At 66.9% G+C, this 21300-nt stretch carries 24 protein-coding genes; 13 read left to right on the top strand and 11 right to left on the bottom strand.

Annotated elements, in window-relative coordinates:
• Nucleotides 1-467 precede the first annotated feature (467 nt).
• Together ACIA12_RS11970 and ACIA12_RS11975 are read left to right on the top strand one after the other, a co-directional pair.
• A complete protein-coding gene (locus ACIA12_RS11970; RefSeq protein WP_396366925.1) occupies nt 468-2810 on the top strand; it encodes a hypothetical protein in 2343 nt (780 codons plus the stop codon).
• 167 nt (nt 2811-2977) lie between these two features.
• A complete protein-coding gene (locus ACIA12_RS11975; protein WP_396366926.1) occupies nt 2978-3439 on the top strand; it encodes a hypothetical protein in 462 nt (153 codons plus the stop codon).
• Nucleotides 3440-3497: 58 nt separating this feature from the next.
• Here the strand turns inward: ACIA12_RS11975 and ACIA12_RS11980 are convergent, their stop codons facing one another.
• The 4 genes from ACIA12_RS11980 to ACIA12_RS11995 are packed head-to-tail and all read right to left on the bottom strand — an operon-like array spanning nt 3498 to nt 5375.
• On the bottom strand, nt 3498-3740 hold the full coding sequence (locus ACIA12_RS11980; RefSeq protein WP_396366928.1) for a hypothetical protein: 243 nt from the start codon (nt 3738-3740) through the stop codon (nt 3498-3500).
• The gene (locus ACIA12_RS11985) at nt 3733-3939 is read right to left on the bottom strand and encodes a hypothetical protein (RefSeq protein WP_396366930.1); all 207 of its coding nucleotides are present in this window, start codon (nt 3937-3939) and stop codon (nt 3733-3735) included. Before ACIA12_RS11985 ends, ACIA12_RS11980 begins: the two co-directional genes overlap by 8 nt.
• A gap of 47 nt (nt 3940-3986) precedes the next feature.
• On the bottom strand, nt 3987-5165 hold the full coding sequence (locus tag ACIA12_RS11990; RefSeq protein WP_396366931.1) for a DUF5753 domain-containing protein: 1179 nt from the start codon (nt 5163-5165) through the stop codon (nt 3987-3989).
• A gap of 9 nt (nt 5166-5174) precedes the next feature.
• Nucleotides 5175-5375, bottom strand: coding sequence for a hypothetical protein (locus tag ACIA12_RS11995; RefSeq protein ID WP_344217865.1), 201 nt, complete (start codon nt 5373-5375; stop codon nt 5175-5177).
• A gap of 381 nt (nt 5376-5756) precedes the next feature.
• On the opposite strand from ACIA12_RS11995, the gene ACIA12_RS12000 reads away from it, so the two are divergent.
• The gene (locus ACIA12_RS12000) at nt 5757-6815 is read left to right on the top strand and encodes an LLM class flavin-dependent oxidoreductase (protein ID WP_396366933.1); all 1059 of its coding nucleotides are present in this window, start codon (nt 5757-5759) and stop codon (nt 6813-6815) included.
• Nucleotides 6816-6819: 4 nt separating this feature from the next.
• On the opposite strand, the gene ACIA12_RS12005 is transcribed toward ACIA12_RS12000, so the two are convergent.
• On the bottom strand, nt 6820-6966 hold the full coding sequence (locus ACIA12_RS12005; RefSeq protein WP_396366934.1) for a hypothetical protein: 147 nt from the start codon (nt 6964-6966) through the stop codon (nt 6820-6822).
• 47 nt (nt 6967-7013) lie between these two features.
• On the opposite strand from ACIA12_RS12005, the gene ACIA12_RS12010 reads away from it, so the two are divergent.
• The 5 genes from ACIA12_RS12010 (at nt 7014) to ACIA12_RS12030 (ending at nt 13022) form a co-directional block, all read left to right on the top strand.
• The gene (locus ACIA12_RS12010; RefSeq protein ID WP_396366935.1) at nt 7014-8531 is read left to right on the top strand and encodes a hypothetical protein; all 1518 of its coding nucleotides are present in this window, start codon (nt 7014-7016) and stop codon (nt 8529-8531) included.
• A 160-nt stretch (nt 8532-8691) separates the two neighbouring features.
• Nucleotides 8692-9711, top strand: coding sequence for a peptidoglycan recognition family protein (locus ACIA12_RS12015; RefSeq protein ID WP_396366936.1), 1020 nt, complete (start codon nt 8692-8694; stop codon nt 9709-9711).
• A 196-nt stretch (nt 9712-9907) separates the two neighbouring features.
• On the top strand, nt 9908-12142 hold the full coding sequence (locus ACIA12_RS12020; RefSeq protein ID WP_396366937.1) for an RICIN domain-containing protein: 2235 nt from the start codon (nt 9908-9910) through the stop codon (nt 12140-12142).
• Nucleotides 12143-12264: 122 nt separating this feature from the next.
• Nucleotides 12265-12567 carry a pyrophosphatase gene (locus ACIA12_RS12025; RefSeq protein WP_396366938.1) on the top strand — a complete coding sequence of 101 codons (303 nt, stop codon included), beginning with the start codon at nt 12265-12267 and terminating at the stop codon, nt 12565-12567.
• Nucleotides 12568-12764: 197 nt separating this feature from the next.
• Entirely contained in the window at nt 12765-13022 is a 258-nt protein-coding gene (locus tag ACIA12_RS12030; RefSeq protein ID WP_396366940.1) for a hypothetical protein, read from the top strand.
• Between the two features lie 4 nt (nt 13023-13026).
• Here ACIA12_RS12030 and ACIA12_RS12035 read toward each other — a convergent pair whose 3' ends face one another.
• The 5 genes from ACIA12_RS12035 to ACIA12_RS12055 are packed head-to-tail and all read right to left on the bottom strand — an operon-like array spanning nt 13027 to nt 16781.
• Nucleotides 13027-13578, bottom strand: coding sequence for an HAAS signaling domain-containing protein (locus tag ACIA12_RS12035; RefSeq protein ID WP_396366941.1), 552 nt, complete (start codon nt 13576-13578; stop codon nt 13027-13029).
• Nucleotides 13575-13916, bottom strand: coding sequence for a PadR family transcriptional regulator (locus tag ACIA12_RS12040; protein WP_396366943.1), 342 nt, complete (start codon nt 13914-13916; stop codon nt 13575-13577). Before ACIA12_RS12040 ends, ACIA12_RS12035 begins: the two co-directional genes overlap by 4 nt.
• A gap of 50 nt (nt 13917-13966) precedes the next feature.
• Nucleotides 13967-15499 carry a DUF6297 family protein gene (locus ACIA12_RS12045; RefSeq protein ID WP_396366944.1) on the bottom strand — a complete coding sequence of 511 codons (1533 nt, stop codon included), beginning with the start codon at nt 15497-15499 and terminating at the stop codon, nt 13967-13969.
• Nucleotides 15496-16137, bottom strand: a complete 642-nt coding sequence (locus ACIA12_RS12050) for an ATP-binding cassette domain-containing protein (protein ID WP_396366945.1) — start codon at nt 16135-16137, stop codon at nt 15496-15498. The genes ACIA12_RS12045 and ACIA12_RS12050 overlap by 4 nt, the downstream gene beginning before the upstream one ends.
• Nucleotides 16134-16781, bottom strand: a complete 648-nt coding sequence (locus tag ACIA12_RS12055) for an O-methyltransferase (RefSeq protein WP_396366946.1) — start codon at nt 16779-16781, stop codon at nt 16134-16136. Before ACIA12_RS12055 ends, ACIA12_RS12050 begins: the two co-directional genes overlap by 4 nt.
• Nucleotides 16782-16876: 95 nt before the next feature.
• On the opposite strand from ACIA12_RS12055, the gene ACIA12_RS12060 reads away from it, so the two are divergent.
• Entirely contained in the window at nt 16877-17857 is a 981-nt protein-coding gene (locus tag ACIA12_RS12060) for a carbohydrate kinase family protein (protein ID WP_396366947.1), read from the top strand.
• A gap of 35 nt (nt 17858-17892) precedes the next feature.
• On the opposite strand, the gene ACIA12_RS12065 is transcribed toward ACIA12_RS12060, so the two are convergent.
• Nucleotides 17893-18312: an ester cyclase gene (locus ACIA12_RS12065; protein ID WP_396366949.1), complete on the bottom strand. Its 420-nt coding sequence runs from the start codon at nt 18310-18312 to the stop codon at nt 17893-17895.
• Between the two features lie 77 nt (nt 18313-18389).
• Here ACIA12_RS12065 and ACIA12_RS12070 point away from each other — a divergent pair, with 77 nt between their 5' ends.
• From ACIA12_RS12070 to ACIA12_RS12085, 4 genes are read left to right on the top strand one after another with little or no spacing between them, the layout of a single operon-like run.
• Nucleotides 18390-18986 carry a TetR/AcrR family transcriptional regulator gene (locus ACIA12_RS12070; RefSeq protein ID WP_396366950.1) on the top strand — a complete coding sequence of 199 codons (597 nt, stop codon included), beginning with the start codon at nt 18390-18392 and terminating at the stop codon, nt 18984-18986.
• A gap of 54 nt (nt 18987-19040) precedes the next feature.
• Complete coding sequence (locus ACIA12_RS12075) at nt 19041-19901, top strand: aldo/keto reductase (RefSeq protein ID WP_396366951.1); 861 nt, start codon at nt 19041-19043, stop codon at nt 19899-19901.
• Nucleotides 19901-20722, top strand: coding sequence for an oxidoreductase (locus ACIA12_RS12080; protein ID WP_396366952.1), 822 nt, complete (start codon nt 19901-19903; stop codon nt 20720-20722). The genes ACIA12_RS12075 and ACIA12_RS12080 overlap by 1 nt, the downstream gene beginning before the upstream one ends.
• Nucleotides 20715-21290, top strand: a complete 576-nt coding sequence (locus ACIA12_RS12085; protein ID WP_396366954.1) for a TetR/AcrR family transcriptional regulator — start codon at nt 20715-20717, stop codon at nt 21288-21290. Before ACIA12_RS12080 ends, ACIA12_RS12085 begins: the two co-directional genes overlap by 8 nt.
• Nucleotides 21291-21300 lie beyond the last annotated feature (10 nt).

Genomic DNA, 21300 nt, shown 5'->3' on the forward strand with positions numbered 1-21300 from the left:
GGGGGGGCCCCGGGGGGGGCGGGGGGGGGGGGCCGGGGCGCCGGGGGGGGGGGGGGGGGGGGGGGGCGGGGGGCGGCGCGCCCCCCCCCCCCCCCCCCCCCCCCCCCCCGCGCCCAGCGGGCGCGCCCTTGATCCATAAGAGGTCAACTCGGCAGCACTACGGATGTACTCGATGTCCTCCGTCGACTGATCTGCGACACCCGTCCGCCAGGTGATCTGCGACAGTGCGAGAGCATCGGATCGCGGCATGCATGATCGTTTCGATGACAGGCTGCGGTCGTGTTCGGGTGGCAGGGCTGGACGGCCGTCGTAGCCTCTCCTGGTGCAGAGGACGACGTGGCGGTCCAGGTCGAGGAGGTCTTCGGCACGTGGGCGATTGTGCTTGCTGTCGGGCGGGCTGACCAGACGTCGTGTCCACCGTTTCGCCCGAAACTGAAACGGCCCTACGCCACGCGTTGATATGACGCGTGCGTCACGTCGAGCGTGATGCAGCTCGTGTCTTGATCTGCCGAACTGTCGGCGGCGTCGGCCATCCTTATCGCATGCCGGAGCCTCCCGATCACCTTCGCGTCCCTCGTCTGTTCGCGAGCGCTCGAATCCACTTGAATCGCGCTCTGGAGCAGCGGCGCGAGTGCATCCGACTCTGGGACGAAATCCGGCATCATGGACGGTTTGCTGCCTGGCCTGAGAAGTCGAGCGAGGACACGGTGGAGATCTGGTGCGCGTATCTACCGACTGCGCTGCAGTCGCGCACCATCGATGAGGCGGCCGGCGCACTGCTTGCTGAGGTGAAGAGCGCCATGGACGCAGCCGTCTTAGCCGCGGCCATCGCCAACGTAGGGCTCGGAACTCTCGTGATTGACAAGCACTCAATGCCGCTGTGCTTCGATGCTTCAGAGTTCGATGATCTTCCATATGAGGGCTGGCTGATGGGGCTCCGCCCCGATCAGGTGAATGTGGTTCGCGACGTGCAGCCCTTCGCGAAGGACCGGTATCTCGGCGTCCACATGCGGCAATTCGCTCTAGCGCTGCGCCGCTCGCAATCAGGCGGACGGCTGATCTCGGTCTGGGCTGGCCGAGCCGACCCACGTCCCAACCTGCCGGAGGGCTACACGCTGACTGCGGTCACGCTCGATGAGCCCGGAACGCTGGAAGGTCCCAAGCGACTGGCTACTCTCAAAGTCAGCCCGCGTCTTCCGGAAGTGATGTTCACCGGAAATCCGAACGTCTACTTCGACCCGATCCTGAACGTGGCGCCATGGCCCGTGGACTCTGACGACAACCTGGATCGACGAATGGATGCCCTCCTCACGATCGTCCGGACGTTTATCGAGATCCTCGAGGATTCACTCAACACCGATGAGTCGATCCGAAAGTTGGAGGCACTCGACGCCTTCATGCCCTCGGAGCCGACGGAGGTATGGGTGCCGGTCCGGTTCGATGACCCGGGCCAAGAGCAGGAATCGCGCCAGGCAATCCAAGACTCTGATCGAGGCCAGGCGATCTACAGCACCGACGACGGGCTGCTAACTTACCTGGCGCTCCGGGACGGGCGGATCGTCGGCCGGGAGATCCCGGATGCGGAGGCACTGCCGCCGGGCGAGGAATACGGCACGCAAGTCGAAAGCGCCACCCGCGCCGTAGCAGGTCGGTGGGGGCTGCCGGACTTTGTGCTACGGCCCAAAGTTGTTCCGAAAGGCAGCGGCCGTCGAGAGATCGGCGACGGGACCATCGTCTCCGGATTCCGTGGTATTGCACTCCAGGTCAAAGCGAGATCCTCTGCAACGCCAGACACGCCCGAGCGCGCCCGATCCTGGCTGCTCAAGAATGCGGGTGTCGGGCTAAGGCAAGCACGCGGAACGATCCGGTCGACGTTCAGAGCCGGGGACGTGACGCTGGACAATCTGCGGGGTCGTCCAGTCCGCCTTGATGGCAAGCGGGTGGAATGGGTCCCTGTCGTCGTCCTGGATCATCCGAACCCTCCGAGAGAAGTCGTCCCGCCCAAGGACGCTGACGGTCCGAGCGTCGTCATGCTACGTCGCGACTGGGAGTTCCTCTGGAACCAATTGCGTTCGGCATCCGCAGTCGTGGACTACATCCATCGCGTCTCGGGCGAGGACGACCCCGCTGAGTTGGGCTCAGAAACCAACCGCTACTTCGACCTCGCCAACAAGGATCTCCATGTTCTGCCGAGTCGCTTGCCCGACTGGATGGATGACAGTGGAGCCGATTCGGTAAACGTCCCGCTGTTGCCAACGGATCCGACGTCCGCCAGTGACGAACTCGGTTTCCGTGTCTTCCAGCGGATCCTGGAGGACATCGCAGGAACCGACTTCACTGGCGACGAGACCAATCGAGTGCAGATCCTCACGCACATCGACCGGGTGGCCGTAGCTACCAGAGCTGAGTTGGGACGCCTGCTGCTGCGGCGGCTCATCACCTGTGGCAACGCCCCGCCAGGGACCCTCAGGGTTGAACACCGCCTCCTCTACGTCGACCAAGGCGAACTGCACCTGTCATTCACCTGTATGGGGACGTTGACGGGTTATTACCAAGAGATGTTCCGTTCCTGGCTGCTGCATCGGCGGCAGCGATTCCTTGCGAAGTCGAACGCGCTGGGTCCGATGTGGCCGTGGAGTGTCGGCGTGCTGCTCACCCCGCGACCGAGCACAAACGGGCGACTTTGGGACACCACGATGATCGCTACGAATGGGCCGCCAGAATTCGATGATGCTGAATATCGGCGGCTCGATGCCATCTACGCCTCGGCCGCGCCGGACGGGAACGTCGAGGATTTCCAGGCCGAGTAGCCCTCTCGACGAGCGACCTGTCGCGATCGAGGGTGGCCTGCCGATAGACCGGTCGCAGGCGGACAAATATCCCGCCACCGGCTACTGCCGTTGCCCGACGTCGGTTGGCAGGCTTTTAGACCCGTCGCACATCAGTTGACGGATCACACTCGGGATACGCTCGATTCGTGCAATCGGCATGGGTCGGGACCATCAGCGCGCTCGCCGGTATCGCTCTCGCGGGTGGTATCGCCATGGTCCGAGACGGGATGAGTGAGAAGCGACAGGCGGCCCGCGATGAGGTTCGGCGGCGTCATGAGGTCGAGGAAGCACGTTTCGCTAGTCGCAAAGACGCGTACGTCTCGTTTGCCGCTGCATGTCAGAAGACGATAAATTCCACCGACGAGTATGAAGACGAACACCAGGTCCGCCCTGGTGACATGGGCTACGAAGGCCCTCACCGCAATGTGATCGAAGCAATGAACCTCGTGCTCATCATCGGCCCGAAAGAGGTCTCCGACGCAGCGGTCGAGGCATCGGTACGCCTACATGAGTGGGCTTTCGTCAGCGGCACGCGAGCACAGGCTGTGGCTGCGGTCGACCAGTTTCAAGCGGTCAGTCGGCGCATACTCAAGTTCGATCTGGACTAGCGGTAGTCGTGGTTCAGCGGGACAGGTGTAGATGCAGGGTCAGCACCTGTCCCGCCGGTCAGGGGGTGTTCCGGCGTCCGGCGCTCAGGTTGCGGAACTCCAGCTGGCGGTATCTGCGGGACGACATTCGCGGATCGCCTGAGCCTTGGATGAGGTACGCCTCGACGCACCAGGGAAGGACCAGGCTGACGTGGCGTGGGTCCTCGCCGTCTGGCCCGACGCCGTTGCGTCGATCGACTGCTGTGGTTCGGAATGCCCAGCGGCGCATCTGCCGGCCGCGCATGTTGCGGCGCTTAGTCATCGAGCCACTCGGCACCGAGGCTGTCGCGGTGATAACCCTTGTGGTCGCCGTTGATGCAGGGTCTGCCTGTCATCGGGTTCTCGCCGTCGCATCGCTCGGCGGGGTGCAGTGAAGGCCATCCGGTGCCGTGCGGCTGGTCGCCGTCTGGATGTCCGCCCCACTCCAGTCCGGCGCGTGCCGTGGTCCCTGCTGATGTCATGGCGAAACGCTAGGGAGCTAGACCGTGCGCGGGATAGATAGTTGCAATTAGTTGCTGTCGGCTAATTCGTTTTGCGCCCTGATGACGAGAGCGCGTGCGTCCTTCCCGTACACCGCAGGCTTCCGTAGGTGGTCAAACGTCCGCCCATACATGGCCACCTCCTGTGGTGCGGTGATCTCGATGCTGGCTGTTGGTGTCTCTAGGCTGACCAGCTTGTCGTCGAAGAGCCAGAAGCTCACCTGCCCAACCACGTCTCGCTCGACATTGCGCGGCACGATGCCAAAGGCAACGTTCGGCAGACTCATGACCGACAGCAGCCGGTCGAGCTGGCCGGCGAGCGTGTCAGCGTCGCCGAAACGCGTGTACAGAGCGGCTTCTTCGAGGATTACGGCGAAGGTCTTGCTGCTGTCGTAGAGAACCGATTGGCGGTCGATGCGGGCAGCCACTGCCTCATCGATGTCATTGGCCACGTCCAGGAAGCCGAACCAGAACTTGAGCATCGCCCGCGTGTAGCTGGCCGTTTGGAAAAACCCTGGGATGACGTGATGCTCGTAAATAAGGAAGCGCTCGGTTCGTTCCTCCAACGGCGTCGGCGCCAGCATCATCTGCTTCATGCCCGCGCGGGTCTGCCGCTTGAACTCCAGATACATCGACTCGACCAGTTCCCGAAGACGCAGGCCCAACGCCTCCTGCGCCTTGCGGGTCGCGCTATTGGGGTTTGTATTCACCGTGCGGTATCGCCAACGCCCACACCTGCTCGAACGCTTGCGGCACATCTCAGCCACCGACGCGTCAACTGTTGTCGTGAAGGCCGTGTTCAAGCCGGACCCGGCGTAGTGCAGGAAGACAACCCGCTCGTCGTCGAGCAAGTAGTAGTCATTGCCGGGGATGCGCAACGTTGAACTCCGTCGTCGCGGCAGCCAACGGATATCCTCACCGGCCGCGACGATGGGCGTGAACACGTCGTACACCCAGCGCTGATAGTCGCTGAGCGGTTCCGAGACGATCTTCACCCGGCGTACCGTCCGCCCTGCTGCAACATGCTCGGCTAGCTCCGTACACCACTCCTGCAGCCACTCGAAGTCGTCCGGCTCGCCGCGTTTCCACTTCGCCATGTGAGGCAGTTCAACCTCAGTGCCGTACGCATCGCGCGTCTCCAGATGCACCGAGCTGTGCTTGAACTCCGTCAGCAGCTCGTTGAAAGCATCTTCAGTGATCTCCTCCACGCCGTCGTCCTACGGGTTGGTGAAGAACTGGATCATGCGGTCCGGGATCTCAACGGCCGTTTCACCGTTCGGGAGGTTGAGAGTGGCCAACGCGTCAGGGTCGTCGACGACCCAGCCCTGCACGACCCAGCTTCCACGGTCGGTCTTGTAGAGGGTGGGGCTGTTCTTCGGAGCCGATTCCGGGTCGCCTGCAACGAGTGTCAGTTTCATGATGTTCCCCTGTCTGCATCGGTTGCTCGAGCTTGCGTTGCCAAGTCTGGGGTTCCGCGAAGTTGCGTGTCATCGATGTTGCGGGAAGTTGCGACAACTAGCCTCTCACCTCGCTAGACGTCGGTCAGGTGGTGACGATGTGGAGCACCGGCCAGAGAGCACGTTCGACGGACTCGAACCGGCCTCAGCGGGCGCAGCGGATGTCGAGACCGTGCTGGTAGCCGGCGAGTTCGTCAAGCGCGACGGAGCACTCGTCGGCGCGCACGTGGCAAAGGCCCGGGACCTGATGTATGAAACGCAGGAGCGGCTCCGCAGATCCTGGCACGTCCCAGGTCTTGAGACTTCTGAAGAGAGTAAGTCTAGTGAAATAGTCTTGTTTGTATGAGCCTCGAAACCCTTTGGTACATCCCGAATCAGGTCGAGCCTGGGCATCGGGGTGATGATGCGGTGCGGGATCACAACAGCTTGGATCGGCTGACTGAGCTCGCGTTGCTCACTGAGCGGCATGGGTGGGGTGGGGCCTTGCTGGGGACGGGGTGGGGGCGGCCGGATACGTTGACGGTTGGTACTGCGCTGGCTGCTCGGACGGCTAGGTTTCAGCCGTTGGTGGCGATTCGGCCGGGGTACTGGCAGCCAGCGCATTTCGCGTCGGCGGCGACGACGCTGGATCAGTTGTCGGGTGGGCGGTTGCTGGTCAACATCGTGTCGGGGCAGGACAATCTGGCGGCGTACGGGGACAGCGAGGGCGACCAGGCTCAGCGGTACGGGCGTACCAAGGAGTTTTTGCAGCTCGTCCGGCGGCTGTGGACCGAGGAGGACGTCACCTTCGGCGGCGAGCATTTCTCTGTCACTGGATCGACCGTGGCGACGCGCCCGGTCGTCCGCGAGGGGCGGCCACATCCACGCCTGTACTTCGGTGGCGCCTCCCCCGCCGCCGAGCGCGTCGCGGCGACCGATGCCGACGTACAACTCTTCTGGGGTGAGCCATTGGACGGCATCGCCGAGCGCATCGACCGCTTGAAAGGGCTGACCGCCGAGCTGGGCCGGGAGCACGCGCCGCTCGAATTCGGCCTGCGCATCACCACCCTGGTCCGCGACACCACCGACCAGGCGTGGGCCGACGCCGAGACCAAGGTCGCCAAGATGGCTGAGTCCGCCAACTACCGCGACGAGCGCCGCTTCAAAGCGGTCGGCCAGCAACGCCTACTCGAGCTGGCGGACCGCGGCGACGTGCTCGACGACATCCTCTACACAGCGCCCGGCAAGTACGGCGGCGGAGGCGCCGGTACCACCTGGCTCGTCGGCTCGGCCCAGGACGTCGCCAAGGCTCTGCGGAAGTACCAGGACCTGGGCATCACCCATTTCATCCTCAGCGACACGCCCTACCGCGAGGAGATCATCCGCATCGGCGACCAACTGCTTCCATTGCTGGCGAATTGACCACTCAGCACTTCTCGTCGAGCTCTTTCTCGGACATCGTCGGCGTGGCACTCGCTTCACACGCGTTCTCACCACTCGAGGAGCCGCAGGCCGTCAAGGCAAGCAGTCCGATCACCACGACCGCCAACAGCTGAGCAACACTCGCACGCATCGCGCCGCCTCCTGGTAGTAGACCCCTCGTCGTGATCTGCTGACCGGGTGTCTTTGACAGTACTGCGAACCCTGGGCGGCGGTCCGTACGCCGAAGTCGGCCGGCCGACCGTTTCGGCAAGCAGCGTAGACGGCAAGCGGGTCGCGGTCGCGGGCGAGCTGGGATCGCTGTACTGGCCGGGCGACGCGACCCTCGTCGGCGCTCGCGGCCACCGCTTGGGGGTCTATCGCGACGGCGTCTGCGAGTGGTTGGTACAACCCGACTGGCCGGTCCGATCCCTGGCATTCCATCCCGAACTCCCGCTGCTCGCGATCGGGGCGGGCAGCTACGACGGCGGCTACTTCTTCGAAGGCGACCTGCTGCTGCTCGACCTCGGCACCGGCAAGGTGATCAGCACACTCCGTCGCAACGGCCGCGAGATCCGGCAGGTCGAGTGGGCCGGCGACCACACGCTGCGCGTACTGGTCGCGCCGGTCGACGACGACGAGCTCGACGAGAAGGCGCACACGCACGCCTATCCGATGGAGATCGACGGCGACGACTGGACGGCGTGGCCGGAGATCACTCTGCCACTCACGGCCGACTCGATGGTCGAGTGCCAGGTACCGCCCACCGGCGAGACCCTGCCTGGGTTCGAGTGGAGTGGCCGGACCCGGGTCTGGGCGGTCGAGTGCCTCGACGACGGACGGGTGCTGGCCGCGCTCGACAGCCGCGAGATCGAGTGCTGGGGCGTTGACGGCGAGCTGGCGTGGGAGATCGGCGAGGGGTCCAGCGGACGGCAGATCGCGGTGTCCGCGGACGGGCTGACCGCCTGGGTGAACTCCGAATGGCCCGACGACTTCGGCACCTCAAGGGACCTGGTGCTGCTCGCCACCGGGCAGATCATCGAGGAGGTCGAGTTCGACGGCGCGACGACGATGACGAGTTCGCTCGGCTGGATCGCGCTGCGCGGTACCGGGCCGAAGCCGGGCCGGTTGACTCTGGTCGACGCGTTCGGAGATGTTGCCGAGGGCCCCGAACTGCCGGGTTTCGACTCCGCCAACCATCCGTTCGCGATCCGCCGCGCCACCGAACTCCTTTTCCTGCAAGGCGGTCAGGACAAGTCCTGGCGCGACAAGTGGGTCGTCGCCGTCGACCCGTACGCCTTGACGGTCCGCCGCCTGTTCCCCCTCGACTGGCAGGGATCACGACACCTGTTCGGCGGTCCGGGAGTGATGCTCGACGACGACCTCGTCCACGCGGGCACGGTCTACGACAGCAGCGGACTCCAGCCGGGTGGCGCTTTCGTCGTACGCCGGGCGCTCGCCGACGGTTCGCCGTACTGGGTGTTCACCACCGACTCCCCCGCCACCGCGATCGACGAACTCAACGGCGTCCTCTACGTCGGCTTCACCAACGGCGACCTGATCGCCCTCGACGCGGCCATCGGCACCGTCCGCTGGCGAACCCGCTTCACCCTCGACGGCCAGCCGGCGGTACCACTGAGTCTGGCTACGTCGGCGCCGAACCGGTTGGTCATCGGCACGACCGACGGGCGGATCGCGGACTGCCGGGTCAGGCGCTGACCGATCGGGCAAAGCTGCTCGACTGGGCGGCCGATTGATGGGTAGGTTCCCTGAGGGTTTGAACCCGGAGTACGGTGGATATCACCGAAAGTAGGGGAACCGCCACTCCCTGTCGCCGGAGGGGTGGGACTCGCGCCGCCACATGCTGTAAGGAGTCCCAATGGTCGACTACCTCCCACGCTCCGCGTGGGGTGCCCGAGCGCCCAGACCAGGGCCCGGCAACCTGCTCGCCTCGCGGGTGAAGGGCGTCGCGATCCACTGGCCGGGGACGGGTACCACGACGCCCATCCACAGTCAGGCCGCGGTCGCGTCCGCGTTGCGCGGCTGGCAGGCGTTTCACATGGACGATCGAGGCTGGTCCGACATCGCGTACCAGGTCGCCGTCGATCAGTCCGGCCGCGCGTGGACGTTGCGCGGCCTGCGCGAACAGTCCGGTGCCAACGGCGATGTCGCTGTCAACCAGCAGTACGGGGCGATCCTGCTGGTGCTCGTCACCGGCGAGCAGCCGACGGCCGCGATGAAGGCGACCACCCGTGCCGTCGTCGCCGACTTCCGCCGGCTCTTCCCCCGCGGTACGGCGATCGTGCCGCACTCCGCGATCCGCCCCGACCCGACCGACTGCCCAGGACCGGCCGCACGCGCCGCCATCACCCGCGGGGACTTCAACCCCAGCGGCTCACCGGAGGACGAGATGACTCCCGCCCAGATGCAGGAACTGAAGAACTTCATCGAGGCCCGCACCCAGGCCTACGCGCTCTGGGTCCAGCGGCAACTGTCCCGCCAGGTCGAGGAGGTCGGCAAGAAGTACGCCCTCGACATCAAGAACTACGAGCGGCAGACCGACGGCCCCGACGCCGCCCGCGCCGCCGCCGCCGTCTGGGCCACCCAGCCCAAACCCACCGACAACCCCACAGAACCGACGGACCCCACGGATCCGACGGACCCCACGGATCCGACTGACCCCGGTGACCCGACCGACCCGACCGATCCCACCGACCCGACGGACCCCGGTGACCCGACGGATCCGGGCGACCCGGGCGACCCCAATGACCCGACCGAGCCGGGCGACCCGAAGGACCCCAACGGCGTCCCGCTCGAGCCTTTCCCGCCACTGCCGCCCGAAGCCCCGGACGCCTCGGGCGCCCCGGCCTCGCCGACCGTCTCCACCCCGGAGAACTGACAGCCGGTACCCCCGAACAGCGCGACGCCCCCGGTTCATCGGCCGGGGGCGTCGCGCTGCGTAGTACCGGAAGCGGTTCCGGATCTCGAGGTTACTTAGGCTAACTCTTGAATTAAGTAGGGAAGTTGGCTTTCCTTAGGGAGCGCAGCGATTGAATGCGCATTCCCGCCCCCAAAAAACTGCATCAGGAGAGTCGATGACTCCAGGAGACGCCCCACTCCGCCTTCCCCCGCGAACCCGCCGGTTCGCCGCGATCGCCGCGGCTCTGGTGGCCGCGGTGGTCGCAACGGGCTTGACCGTTGCCAACTCCTCCGACGCCAGCGCCGCAATCTCGCCGACCGGCTGGAACACGGTGGTCAGCAAGAACAGCAGCAAGTGTGTCGACGCCCGGGCAGCCGCCACCGCCAACGGCACGGCCGTGCAGCAGCAGGCGTGCAACAGCAGCAACGCCCAGCAGTGGCAGTTCCAGCCGACGTCCAACGGGTACGTCCGGGTCAACGCGCTCAACAACGCGGCCCAGGCGCTCGACGTCACCAACGTCTCCACCGCCGACAGCGCACCGATCCAGCTGTGGTCGTACAGCAACGGGCTCAACCAGCAGTGGCTGCCGGTCGAGGAAGGGGACGGCGCGTACCACCTCGTCAACCGCAACAGCGGCAAGTGCCTCGACGTGCCGGGGGCTTCGACCGCTGACGGACTCCAGCTGCAGCAGTACACCTGCAACGGGACCGCTGCCCAATCGTTCAGGATCAACCCAGTGGACGGCACTCCCCCGACCGACCCGCCCGCGGGTCAACCCGACTTCGGCCCGAACGTGTCGGTCTTCGACCCGTCGATGTCGCAGAGCAGCATCCAGAACAAGCTCAACTCGGTCTTCAGCCAGCAGGAGAAGAACCAGTTCGGCGAGCAGCGGATCGCGCTGCTGTTCAAGCCCGGCACGTACAACGTGAGCGCGAACGTCGGCTTCTACACCCAGGTCGCCGGTCTCGGCCTGACGCCGGACAGCGTCAACATCAACGGCGCGGTGCACGTCGAGGCCGACTGGTTCCCGCCGCAGAACGCGACCCAGAACTTCTGGCGCGGCGCCGAGGGCCTGACCATCACCCCGCCCGGTGGGCTCGACCGGTGGGCGGTTTCGCAGGCGGCGTCGTACCGGCGCAACCACCTCAAGGGCAACCTCGCGCTGGACGACGGCGGCTGGGCCAGCGGCGGCTTCATGGCCGACACACTGGTCGACGGACAGGTCCGCTCCGGCAGCCAGCAGCAGTGGATCTCCCGGAACACCAACTGGGGCAGCTGGACCGGCCAGAACTGGAACATGGTCTTCGTCGGCGCGCAGAACGCACCAGCCGGTACCTTCCCGGATCCGCCGTACACCAAGGTCGCGCAGACCCCGATCGTCCGCGAGAAGCCATACCTGTACGTCGATGCCGCAGGCAACTATCAGGTCTTCGTCCCGGCCCTCAAGTCGAACTCGGCCGGCCCCGGCTGGGTCGGCGGCAACCCTGCCGGTCAGTCGCTGCCGATCAGCCAGTTCTACATCGCCAAGCAGGGTGACTCCGCGGCAACCATCAACGCGCAGCTCGCGGCCGGCAAGGATCTGCTGTTCACCCCGGGCGTCTACCGGCTCAGTGACACGCTGCGGATCAACCGCGCCAACACCGTCGTCCTCGGTCTCGGCCTGGCGACGCTGATGCCGACCAGCGGGACGCAGTCCATCACCGTCGCCGACGTGGACGGTGTGAAGATCGCCGGTCTGCTGATCGACGCGGCGCCGACCAACTCGCCGCTGCTGATGGAGATCGGCCCGAGCGGGTCGTCGGCGAACCACTCGGCGAACCCGACCTCGCTGCACGACGTGTACTTCCGGATCGGCGGCGCGGCGGTCGGCAAGGCCACCGAGACGCTGCGGATCAACAGCAACAACGTGATCATCGACCACACCTGGCTGTGGCGGGGTGACCACACCTACGGCGTCGGCTGGAACTCGAACACCGCGGCGACCGGTCTGGTTGTCAACGGCAACGACGTGACGGCGTACGGGCTGTTCGTCGAGCACTACCAGAAGTACCAGACGATCTGGAACGGGAACGGGGGCCGGACGTACTTCTACCAGAACGAGATGCCGTACGACCCGCCGAACCAGGCCGCCTGGATGAACGGCTCGACCCGCGGCTACGCGGCGTACAAGGTGGCCGACTCGGTCACCACCCACGAGGCGTGGGGGCTGGGCAGCTACTGCGTCTTCAACGACGATCCGAGCGTGGTGGCCGACCGGGCCTTCGAAGTACCGAACAAACCCGGCGTGAAGTTCCACAGCATGGTGACGGTCTCCCTCGGCGGCAAGGGCACCATCGCCCACGTCATCAACAACACCGGCGGCCCCTCCAACTCCGCCAACAACAAGGCACAAGTAACCAGCTACCCGTAACACCTATCCGATCTAGGGTCCGGCCGCGATCTGCCCCGCGGCCGGCCCCTACCACTCAACGCCCTGCAGCTGTCAGGGGCGGCAGGGCGTTGAGTGTCGGGCCCACCTGCTTGGCTGGTGCCGTGGAGATCACCGAGTTGTCAGACCGCCTGGAGAAGTTGTCAGCCCGCTACGCCGAGCACGTCGGCTTCGACCGAACCGGCGACTGGTTCCTCCTCAAACTCCAGGAAGAAGTCGGCGAGCTGACCCAGTCCTACCTCCAGGTGACCACCCGAGCCCGCACCAAGGGCAACTCCCCCGACGAGCTCCGCGACGCCTTCCACCTGGAGTTCGCCGACGTCCTCTGCCAGCTACTCCTCCTGGCCCGCCACTGCGACGTCGACGTACCGGCTGCGATCGAGCGCAAGTGGCTCTCGCACGAGTGAGCTGACAGGGTTGCGGGCATGGAGATCACTGCCGGTTTTTTCGCCCTCGGCGGCGTCGCTCTGACCGCTCTGCTCGGCGAGCTCCGCGGGTGGCGCGAGACTCGGGTCAAGCAGACGACCGAGCTGACCACCTTGCGGCGCGAGACGTATATCCGTGCTCTGCATGACGTGGAGGCCGTGTCGGCGAGCATTGGGCTGTGGTCGGGGACTGTGCCGGGCCGGAGGAGGTTGAGACGGTCAGCGCGGCGCCGTTCTTCGCCGCACTGACCAAGGCCTACGAGTCGCTCAACGAGGTCCGGCTGCTTGGCGGGGACCAGCGGCCGGCGCTCGCGATGATGGACGTACTGCGGACCTTCCGCAATCAGGTCGAGTCCGGCAAGCGCGAAGTACCCAGCGCCGGCGCCCAGCGCAACGCCATGCTCGTCGCCTTCCGCAACGACCTCGGCCTCAGCTGAGCGATCAGCCGCGGCGGGGGCGGGCGTTTCGGACCAGCATTGAGGTTGTTGCCGTCTGGGTGACGAAGATGAAGGTCCAGCCGATCCAGGCCAGCCAGGAGGGCATGTCGATGGGGATGTAGGCCTTGAGGAGGAAGCCGGTGAAGGCGTAGCCGAAGGGCCAGATGAGGGTGCCCAGCCACTTCTCGTTGCGGGTCCAGCGGTCGGAGGTCCAGAGGAGGACTACTCCGATGACCCAGCCGAAGAGGAAGACGAAGCCGCCGACTGTGAGCAGGAGCAATGCCGCCACGTCGCGGCTGCGGAAGCGCGGCTGGCGGTCGACGAGGACCAGGCCGTCGGTGGCTGCCAGGACGATTTCTTCTGGGGTGCCTAGCCGGGCGAGCATGTCGCGGATCTCGGCCTCGGTGACGGCGCCCTCGGCTCGGGCCTCGGCGATGTGGGCGGTGACCTCGGCGATCAGGTCGGTACGCCGGGCCTCCGGCAGCGGCTCGGCCTCTTTGGTCAACCGGCGCAGGTAGTCGTCCACCAAGCGGTCCGCGTCGTTCTGCACGTTCATCCCTGTCTCCCTCGCCCCAGTACGGTGTCGACCGAGTTCCGGAACCGCTCCCAGTCGGCGACGAACGCAGCCAGCGCCTGCCGCCCTTCACCAGTGCTCTTGTAGTACCGCCGCGGCGGCCCGGACCCCGACTCACGCCAGGTGGTCTCCACCAACCCCTCCCGCCGCAACCGCGCCAGCAGCGGGTAGATGGTCCCTTCCGTGGTCACCAGCCCGTCGACCTCGCCGAGCTCCTTCACCAGCTCGAACCCGTAGCGCTCCTCCCCCTGCAGCAGCGCGAGCACGCAGAACTCGAGCGTCCCGCGGCGCAGCTGGGTGAAGACCTTCCCCGCTACCATGCGATACAAGGTACCTGTGTACGCCAGTAACCGCAAAGCGCGATCTGCGCTCAGCTTTGTTTCGGGGGGATCGCGAAGAGCAGCATCAGGATGATCGCCGGGACGATGACGATCCAGGTGCTGCTCAGGCCGAGCAGCACGGGAGCCAGGCAGATCAGGAGTAGGTCGAAGCCTCGCATGGGGGTGGAGAAGAGGCCGGGTGGGATGGCGCCCATCGGGGAGGCGACCAGGGGGCCGCTGTACGACGGTGGGCGGGCTGAGGCCTGGCGGACGGCGCCGGTGAGCATGCCTGCGGCGACGGCAAAGGCTACCGAGGGGCTGCCTAGGGCCGGCTCAGCGAGAGTCGCCCACAGGACAGCGAAAGCACCCGGTACCACCGACATGATCACGCGCAATTCGCGGAGCTCTAGGCCCAGTGCCCTGACGAGGCCAGTGGACCGGCAGACCGAGCGCAGACCGTCCATCAGCGGCCGCACTGCCCCAAAGCCGGCCAACCCCGCAGCGATTGGCACCAGTACGTCGTACCCGGTACCTGCCACCGCGTACGGGACGACGAGCAACGCAAAGCCGATCACCAGCCGCCGCGGCCACCGGAGCACTCGCAGGAACTCCCGGTGGATCATGGCGACCGCATTGGCTCCACGCCCACGCCGAGACTTCAGTCGCCCCTTCAACCGCCAGTGGCGACCGGCGACCACATCAGCAAGCAAGCTGACATCCAGCGTGATCGCAGCCCCGGCAAGGCCAGCCAGCAGGTCTCCCCCAGCGATCACCGTCTGACGGCTGAGCCGCCCCAGCGTCCGGCCGGCAAGGATCACCAGTACTACGGCGACAACCAGCGCCAACGCACCGATCACCAGAAGCCGCACGTCGGCTCCAGAGGATGAGACCTCCTCGAAGGGCAGCATCTGGTTTTCGAAGGTACCGGTGGGCTGATGGCGCAGTGCTAGCAGTAGTGCGGGGACAGCCGCGACCACCAGCAGCCCGTCCGCAATCCAGATGGCCCAGCGAGAGCGCCTAGCCGTCTGCTGCGCCCAGACCGTGGCACAGGTCGTAAAGAGCAGCAGCACCGTCGTCAACACGGCCGCCTCACCCACAGTCGACCAGGCAGCGCCGAAGAGCGCCCACCCGATCACCGCCGCCCCTGCGCCGACAACGGCCGCCACCACAACCACGAGCCGGTACGACGGCCGCAGCAGCGCTCCACGGTCGACAGGTGTCGCCAGTAGCCAGAACCCGGTCGCCCGCGAAGCCGACACCGGCCCGATGCTCAACAGCACCCGGAGCATGGTCGACACCAGCAGCGGCACCAAGATGTAGGGCACTGTGTCGAGCAGCCAGGAGCACGAGCCCGAAGTACAGGCTGCTGACTTGTCGTTGAGGTTGACCAGGACGTTGCCGCCGGTCGCGCCGAGCATGGCGACGGCGAAAACGATCACGTAGATGTCCTCGAGCTGCTGCCAGACCGTACGGTCCGCCTTGCCCCGGCGGACTTTCCGCATCCATTTGCGCAGCGACCGCGACGACGGGATCGCCCCGAAGTCAGCCGGGTCGAAGACGACCGGGCCGTCCGCCGTGCTCATGCGAGCGGGGTGAGCGTGACGGTCTCGTCGGCGACGGCGTCCACCAGCGCCGCGTCGTGACTGGCGAACAGGATCGACGTACCGCGCTTCTTCTCCGCGAGCAGCATCGCGCCCAGCCAGGCAACGCCCTCGGAGTCCAGCCGCGCCTCGGGCTCGTCGAGCACCAGCAGCTTGCGCGGCCGGACCAGGGCCGTCGCCAGTGCGAGCCGCCGTCGCTGTCCCGACGACAGCGAGCCAGGCAACTGGTCAGCAGCACCGAGCAGGCCCACGTCGTCGAGCACGGTGTCCACCAGATCCTCCGGCGTCCCGTTGCCGTGGGCCCGGGCCAGCAGGTCCAGGTGCTCGGCGGCAGTCAGGTCGGGGAAGAAGTCGAGGTCGTCGAGCAACGAGGCGACGTCGCGGCGTACCACCTCGGCGCGCTCGTCGATCGGCGAACCGTCCAGCAGGATCTCCCCCGCGGCCGGTTCGGCGGAGCCGACGATGCACTTGAGCACGGTCGTCTTGCCCGCGCCGTTGGGGCCGACCAGGGCGATCGCCCGGCCGGCTCGCAGGGTGAAGGTGAGGTCCTCGATCACCGGGCGTTCGGCGTACAGGTGCCGAAGGCCCTTGACGGCCAACCGGGGCGCGGCCTTCGTCACCGCTTCCGGGCCAGGGTCAGGCCGTCGCCGATGCCGAGGATGGTCACGTCGACCCGCTCGTCCGCGGCGAGATGCGCGTTGAACTCCTTGCGGTCGACCGGGTCGTCGTCGCCCGCGTGCTCGCCGACCACGCGGCCACCGGCCAGCGTGTTGTCGAACAGCAGGATCCCGTTGGTCCGGATCCTCGGCACGAGCTGCTCGAAGTAGTCGAGGTAGCCCGGCTTCTCGGCGTCCACGAAGGCCAGGTCGAACTCGCCCTCGAGCTTGCCGGCCGACTCGTGCGCGTCGCCGATCCGCAGGTCGATCCGGTCCGCGACACCCGCCCGCTCCCAGTACCGCCGCCCGATCGAGGTCCACTCGTCGCTCACGTCGAGGCAGATCAGCTCACCGTCGGCGGGCAGCCCGCGGGCGATCGCCAGCGCCGAGAATCCGGTGAAGGTGCCGATCTCGACCGCCCGGCGAGCGCCGATCAGCCGGGTCAGCGTGGTCAGCAGCCCCGCCTGGTCGGGGGTGGTGAGCATCTCCGAGATGCCGCCCAGCGCGTTGGTCTCGGCGACCAGATCGCTCGCCACCTCGTCCAGCGGCATCCCGTGCGCGACCATGTACTCGTGCAGTTCGTCGGTGACCAGAACCTGACTACCCATCGAAACCCGCCATCCTGAATGTCGTCGTGATCTCGGCTGTAGTCTCTATCGGGTTGCCCAGCCGCCCGACACCACCCCTCCGAGGAGACCTCCGTATGCGTATCGCCGTCGCCGGATCGATCGCGACCGACATCCTGATGACGTTCCCCGGACGCTTCAAGGACCAGTTCCTCGAAGAGCAGATGCACAAGGTGTCGCTGTCGTTCCTGGTCGATGAGCTGGTCGTGCACCGCGGCGGTGTCGCCGCCAACATCTGCTACGGGATGGCCCAGCTCGGCCGGCCCTCGCTGCTGGTCGGCTCGGTCGGCGCGGACTTCACCGAGTACGGCGAAGCGCTGGCCCAGGCCGGCGTGGACATCTCGCACGTCCGGATCTGCCAGAACGTGCACACCGCCCGCTTCACCTGTACTACGGACCTGGACGCCAACCAGATCGCGTCCTTCTACACGGGCGCGATGGCCGAGTCCCGGGAGATCGACCTGAGCGCGATCCACGCCGCCACGGGTGGCATCGACCTGGTCCTGGTCGGCGCCGACGACCCCGACGGGATGCTGCGGCACACCAAGCTGGCCAAGGCGAACGGGATCGACGTCGCCGCCGACCCGTCACAGCAGCTGGCCCGGATGGAGGGCGAGCAGATCCGCGAGCTGATCGACGGCGCGACGTACCTGTTCAGCAACGAGTACGAGTCGGGCCTGATGGTCCAGAAGACCGGCTGGAGCCACGACGAGATCCTGTCCCGGGTGGGGGTCCGGGTGACCACGCACGGCGGTGACGGCGTCGTCATCGAGAACTCCGGCGGCATCCTGGCCAAGGTCCCGGCCGTCCCCGCGCCCGGCCTGGTCGACCCGACCGGTGGCGGCGACGCCTTCCGGGCCGGCTACCTGACCGGTCGCACGGCCGGCCTCGACCACGAAGCCGCCGCCCAGATCGGCTGCACGCTGGCCACCACGGTCCTCGAAACGGTCGGCACCCAGGAGTACACCCTGGACCGCCCCGCCTTCCTCGAACGCCTCGCCTCGGCGTACGGAGCAGAAGCCTCCGCCAAAGCGGCCAGCACCCTCAAGCTGAACTAGCCGGTCACCGCGCTGAGCTACTCCCCCGAGTCGGCTCAGCTCGCGAGCCTGGCCAGCCCACCGGTCTGGGCCAGCAGGGCGAACCGATCGGGGCAGCCCCAGTGCTCGACGATGAGGCCGTCCTCGATCCGGGCCACCTCGAAGAGCGGGATGTCGATCGGGGCGTTGCTGGGCGGGCCGAAGAAACCACCGGTGGCGGTGCCGCGCGCCCGCCCGCGCAGCCACACCTTGTCGCCGGCGGTGATCGAGTCCTCGATCGTGTAGACGATGTCCGGCATCAACGCATGCACGTCGCGGATCGCCGCCTTCACGTGCTCCCGCGCCTCCTGCCCCCGGCCCGCCAGGCCGAACTGGTGCTCGATCAGGTCCGGTGAACACACCTCGTCGACGATCTCCGGGTTCCCCGCCGCGAACCCCTCGTGCAGGATCCGCTCCAGCGCCTCAAAACCTGTCATGACTCCCCCTCATTGGTTGCACTCATCATGCACTGGCTGCAGTACTACTGCATTGAACACACTGATAGTGTGCTCACATGGCCGGATCCGTCAAGACCTATCGCCAGGAGCAGGCGGAGCTGACGCGCATCCGGATCGCCGAGGCGGCTCGCAAACTGTTCGCCGGCAACGGGTACGGCGCGACGAGCATCGACGCCATCGCGAAGGAGGCCGGTGTCGCCACCCGGACCGTCTACTCGGCCTTCGGCACCAAGCGGGAGATCCTCTCGCTGATCTGCGATCTGTGGCTGCAACGAGCCGGCGCCCAGGAGCTGGCCGGCGAAGTACTGCAGGAGCCCGACCCCGCCTCCAAACTCGGCAAAGCCGCGCACTGGTTGACGAATCTGTACTCCGCCGGCTTCGACGTCGTGCTGATCTTCGAGGCCGCGACCGACGAGAGCGCCGAGACCCGCGCTCTCCTGCGCTCCAAGCTGGCCGGCCGCAACCAGGTGATGGACGCGATCATCGCGTCCATGGAGAAGGACCTGGCGATCCCACTGAAGCAGGCCCAGGCGATCTATCGCGCACTGGCCGCGCCGGGGGTCTATCAGGAGCTCGTCGACGAGTCCGGCTGGACCGAAGCCGACTTCCAGCAGTGGGTCACCGAGTCTCTCCGGCGCCAGCTTCTTGCGTGAGCCACGCGACGCGCTAATGTGAACTGTACGTTCAGTTCACTTAGGAGATGGATCATGACCGAAGCAGTCGCAGCGAAGTCCGGTGAGTTCACGATCGGTGGCGATCTGACCGTTCGCCGCCTCGGGTACGGCACCATGCAGCTCCCCGGGCCCGGCGTCTGGGGCGAGTCGCGCGATCCCGACGAGGCCGTCCGGGTGCTGCGCCGCGCGGTCGAGCTCGGCGTCAACTTCATCGACACCGCCGACGCGTACGGCCCGTTCACCGCGGACCTGCTGCTCAAGAAGGCCCTCCACCCGTACGCCGATGACCTGGTGATCGCCACCAAGGCCGGCTTCACCCGCCAGGGCCCCGGCGCCTGGTCGCCCGTCGGCCGGCCGGCGTACCTGCGTCAGGCCGTCGAGCTGAGCCTGCGCCATCTCGGGCTCGAGCGGATCGATCTGCTCCAGCTGCACCGGATCGACCCCGAGGTCCCGGTCGCGGACCAGGTCGGCGAGCTGGCGGCTCTGCAGTCCGAGGGCAAGATCCGGCACATCGGCCTGTCGCAGGTCAGTGTCGACGAGCTGGAGGAAGCGGCCAAGACGGCGACCATCGTCTCCGTACAGAACCTGTACAACCTCAGCCAGCGCGACGACGAGCCGGTGCTGGAGTACGCCGAGAAGAACAACCTCGCGTTCATCCCGTGGTTCCCGCTCGCCACCGGTGAGCTCGCCAAGTCGGGCGGCCCGCTCGACGCGATCGCCAAGCAGCACCAGGCCAGCCCGTCACAGCTCGCGCTGGCCTGGCTGCTCAAGCGCTCCCCCGTCGTGTTGCCGATTCCGGGCACTTCTTCGGTCGCACACCTCGAGGACAACGTGGCCGCGGCCAAGCTCGAGCTGACCGACGAGGAGTTCGCCAAGCTGACGGCCGCGGTCTGATGAGCATCTGGTTCATCACCGGCGCGTCGCGCGGATTCGGGGCCGAACTGGTTCGGGAGGCGGTTGCGCGGGGCAATCAAGTGGTTGCCACCGCGCGACGGCCTGACGACATCCCTGACCAGCAAGGGGTTCTGCGGCTCGCGCTCGACGTGACCGACGAGGCACAGGCCCGGGCTGCGGTCGAGGCCGCGGTACAGGAGTTCGGCCGGATCGACGTCGTCGTCAACAACGCCGGCCGTGGGTTGCTGGGTGCGGTCGAGGAGGCGAGTGACGAGGCCGCGCGAGCGGTCTTCGACACCAATGTCTTCGGCGTGCTCAACGTGCAGCGCGCGGTACTGCCGGTACTACGCCGCCAGCGGTCCGGGCACCTGATTCAGCTCAGCTCGGTCGGCGGCTTCACCACCGGGCCGGGCTGGGGCATCTACGGCGCGACCAAGTTCGCCCTCGAAGGCCTGTCCGAAGCCTTGTACGCCGAAGTGAAGCCGCTCGGCATCAAGGTCACGATCGTCGAGCCGGGCCTGTTCCGGACGGACTTCCTGGACGGGTCGAGCCTGCGCCGCGTGGACGACGAGATCGCGGACTATGCCGAGACGGCCGGCGCCATGCGCCGGATCTCGACCGAGGGGAACCACGCCCAGCCGGGCGACCCCGCCAAGGCGGCGGCCGCGATCGCCGACCTGACCGGGGCGGCCGACCCGCCGCTGCGGATCCAGCTCGGCGCCGACTCGGTCGGGCGGGTCGAGGCCAAGCTCGACCAGGTCCGGTCGGAGCTGGAGCAGTGGCGCACGCTCTCGGTCAGTACGGATCACGACGATGCCTGAGCAGTCGTCGCACCCGCGGAGTCTGCGGGCGATGGACTCGGTGCTCGGGGCAACGACCGCGCTGCTCGCCGAGGGCGGCCTGCCGGCCGCGACGGTCGACGCGATCAGCGCCCGCTCCGGGGTGAGCAAGGCGACGATCTACAAGCACTGGCCGTGCCGGACGGCGATTGCGGCCGAGGCCTTCGGCAAGCAGATGGCGGCGGCGATTCCCCTTCCGGACAAGGGAAACACCGCGGCTGATCTGTCCGAGCAGGTACGTCGGGTGAGTGCGTTCTACGCCGGCCCGCAGGGGACGATCTTCGCCCAGTTGCTCGCGGCGTCGGTCGCCGATCCGGCGGCCTCGCCGTACTTCCGGGAGTACTTCCTGGACAAGCGGCGGGAGGCCGTTGCCGAGCTGTGGCAGCGGGCGCTCGACCGGGGCGAGGTCAAGCCCGAGATCAGCGCGGAGACGGCGACCGACGTACTGTTCGGCCCGCTGATCTTCCGGCTGATGGCCGGCCACGCGCCGCTCACCGCCGAGGAAGCCGACAAGATCTCGTCGGCCGCCCTCGGCGGGTTACTCGTCTAGCGCTCTCGGC

It is taken from the genome of Kribbella sp. NPDC051620 (genome assembly GCF_044453825.1).
Lineage (GTDB): Bacteria > Actinomycetota > Actinomycetes > Propionibacteriales > Kribbellaceae > Kribbella.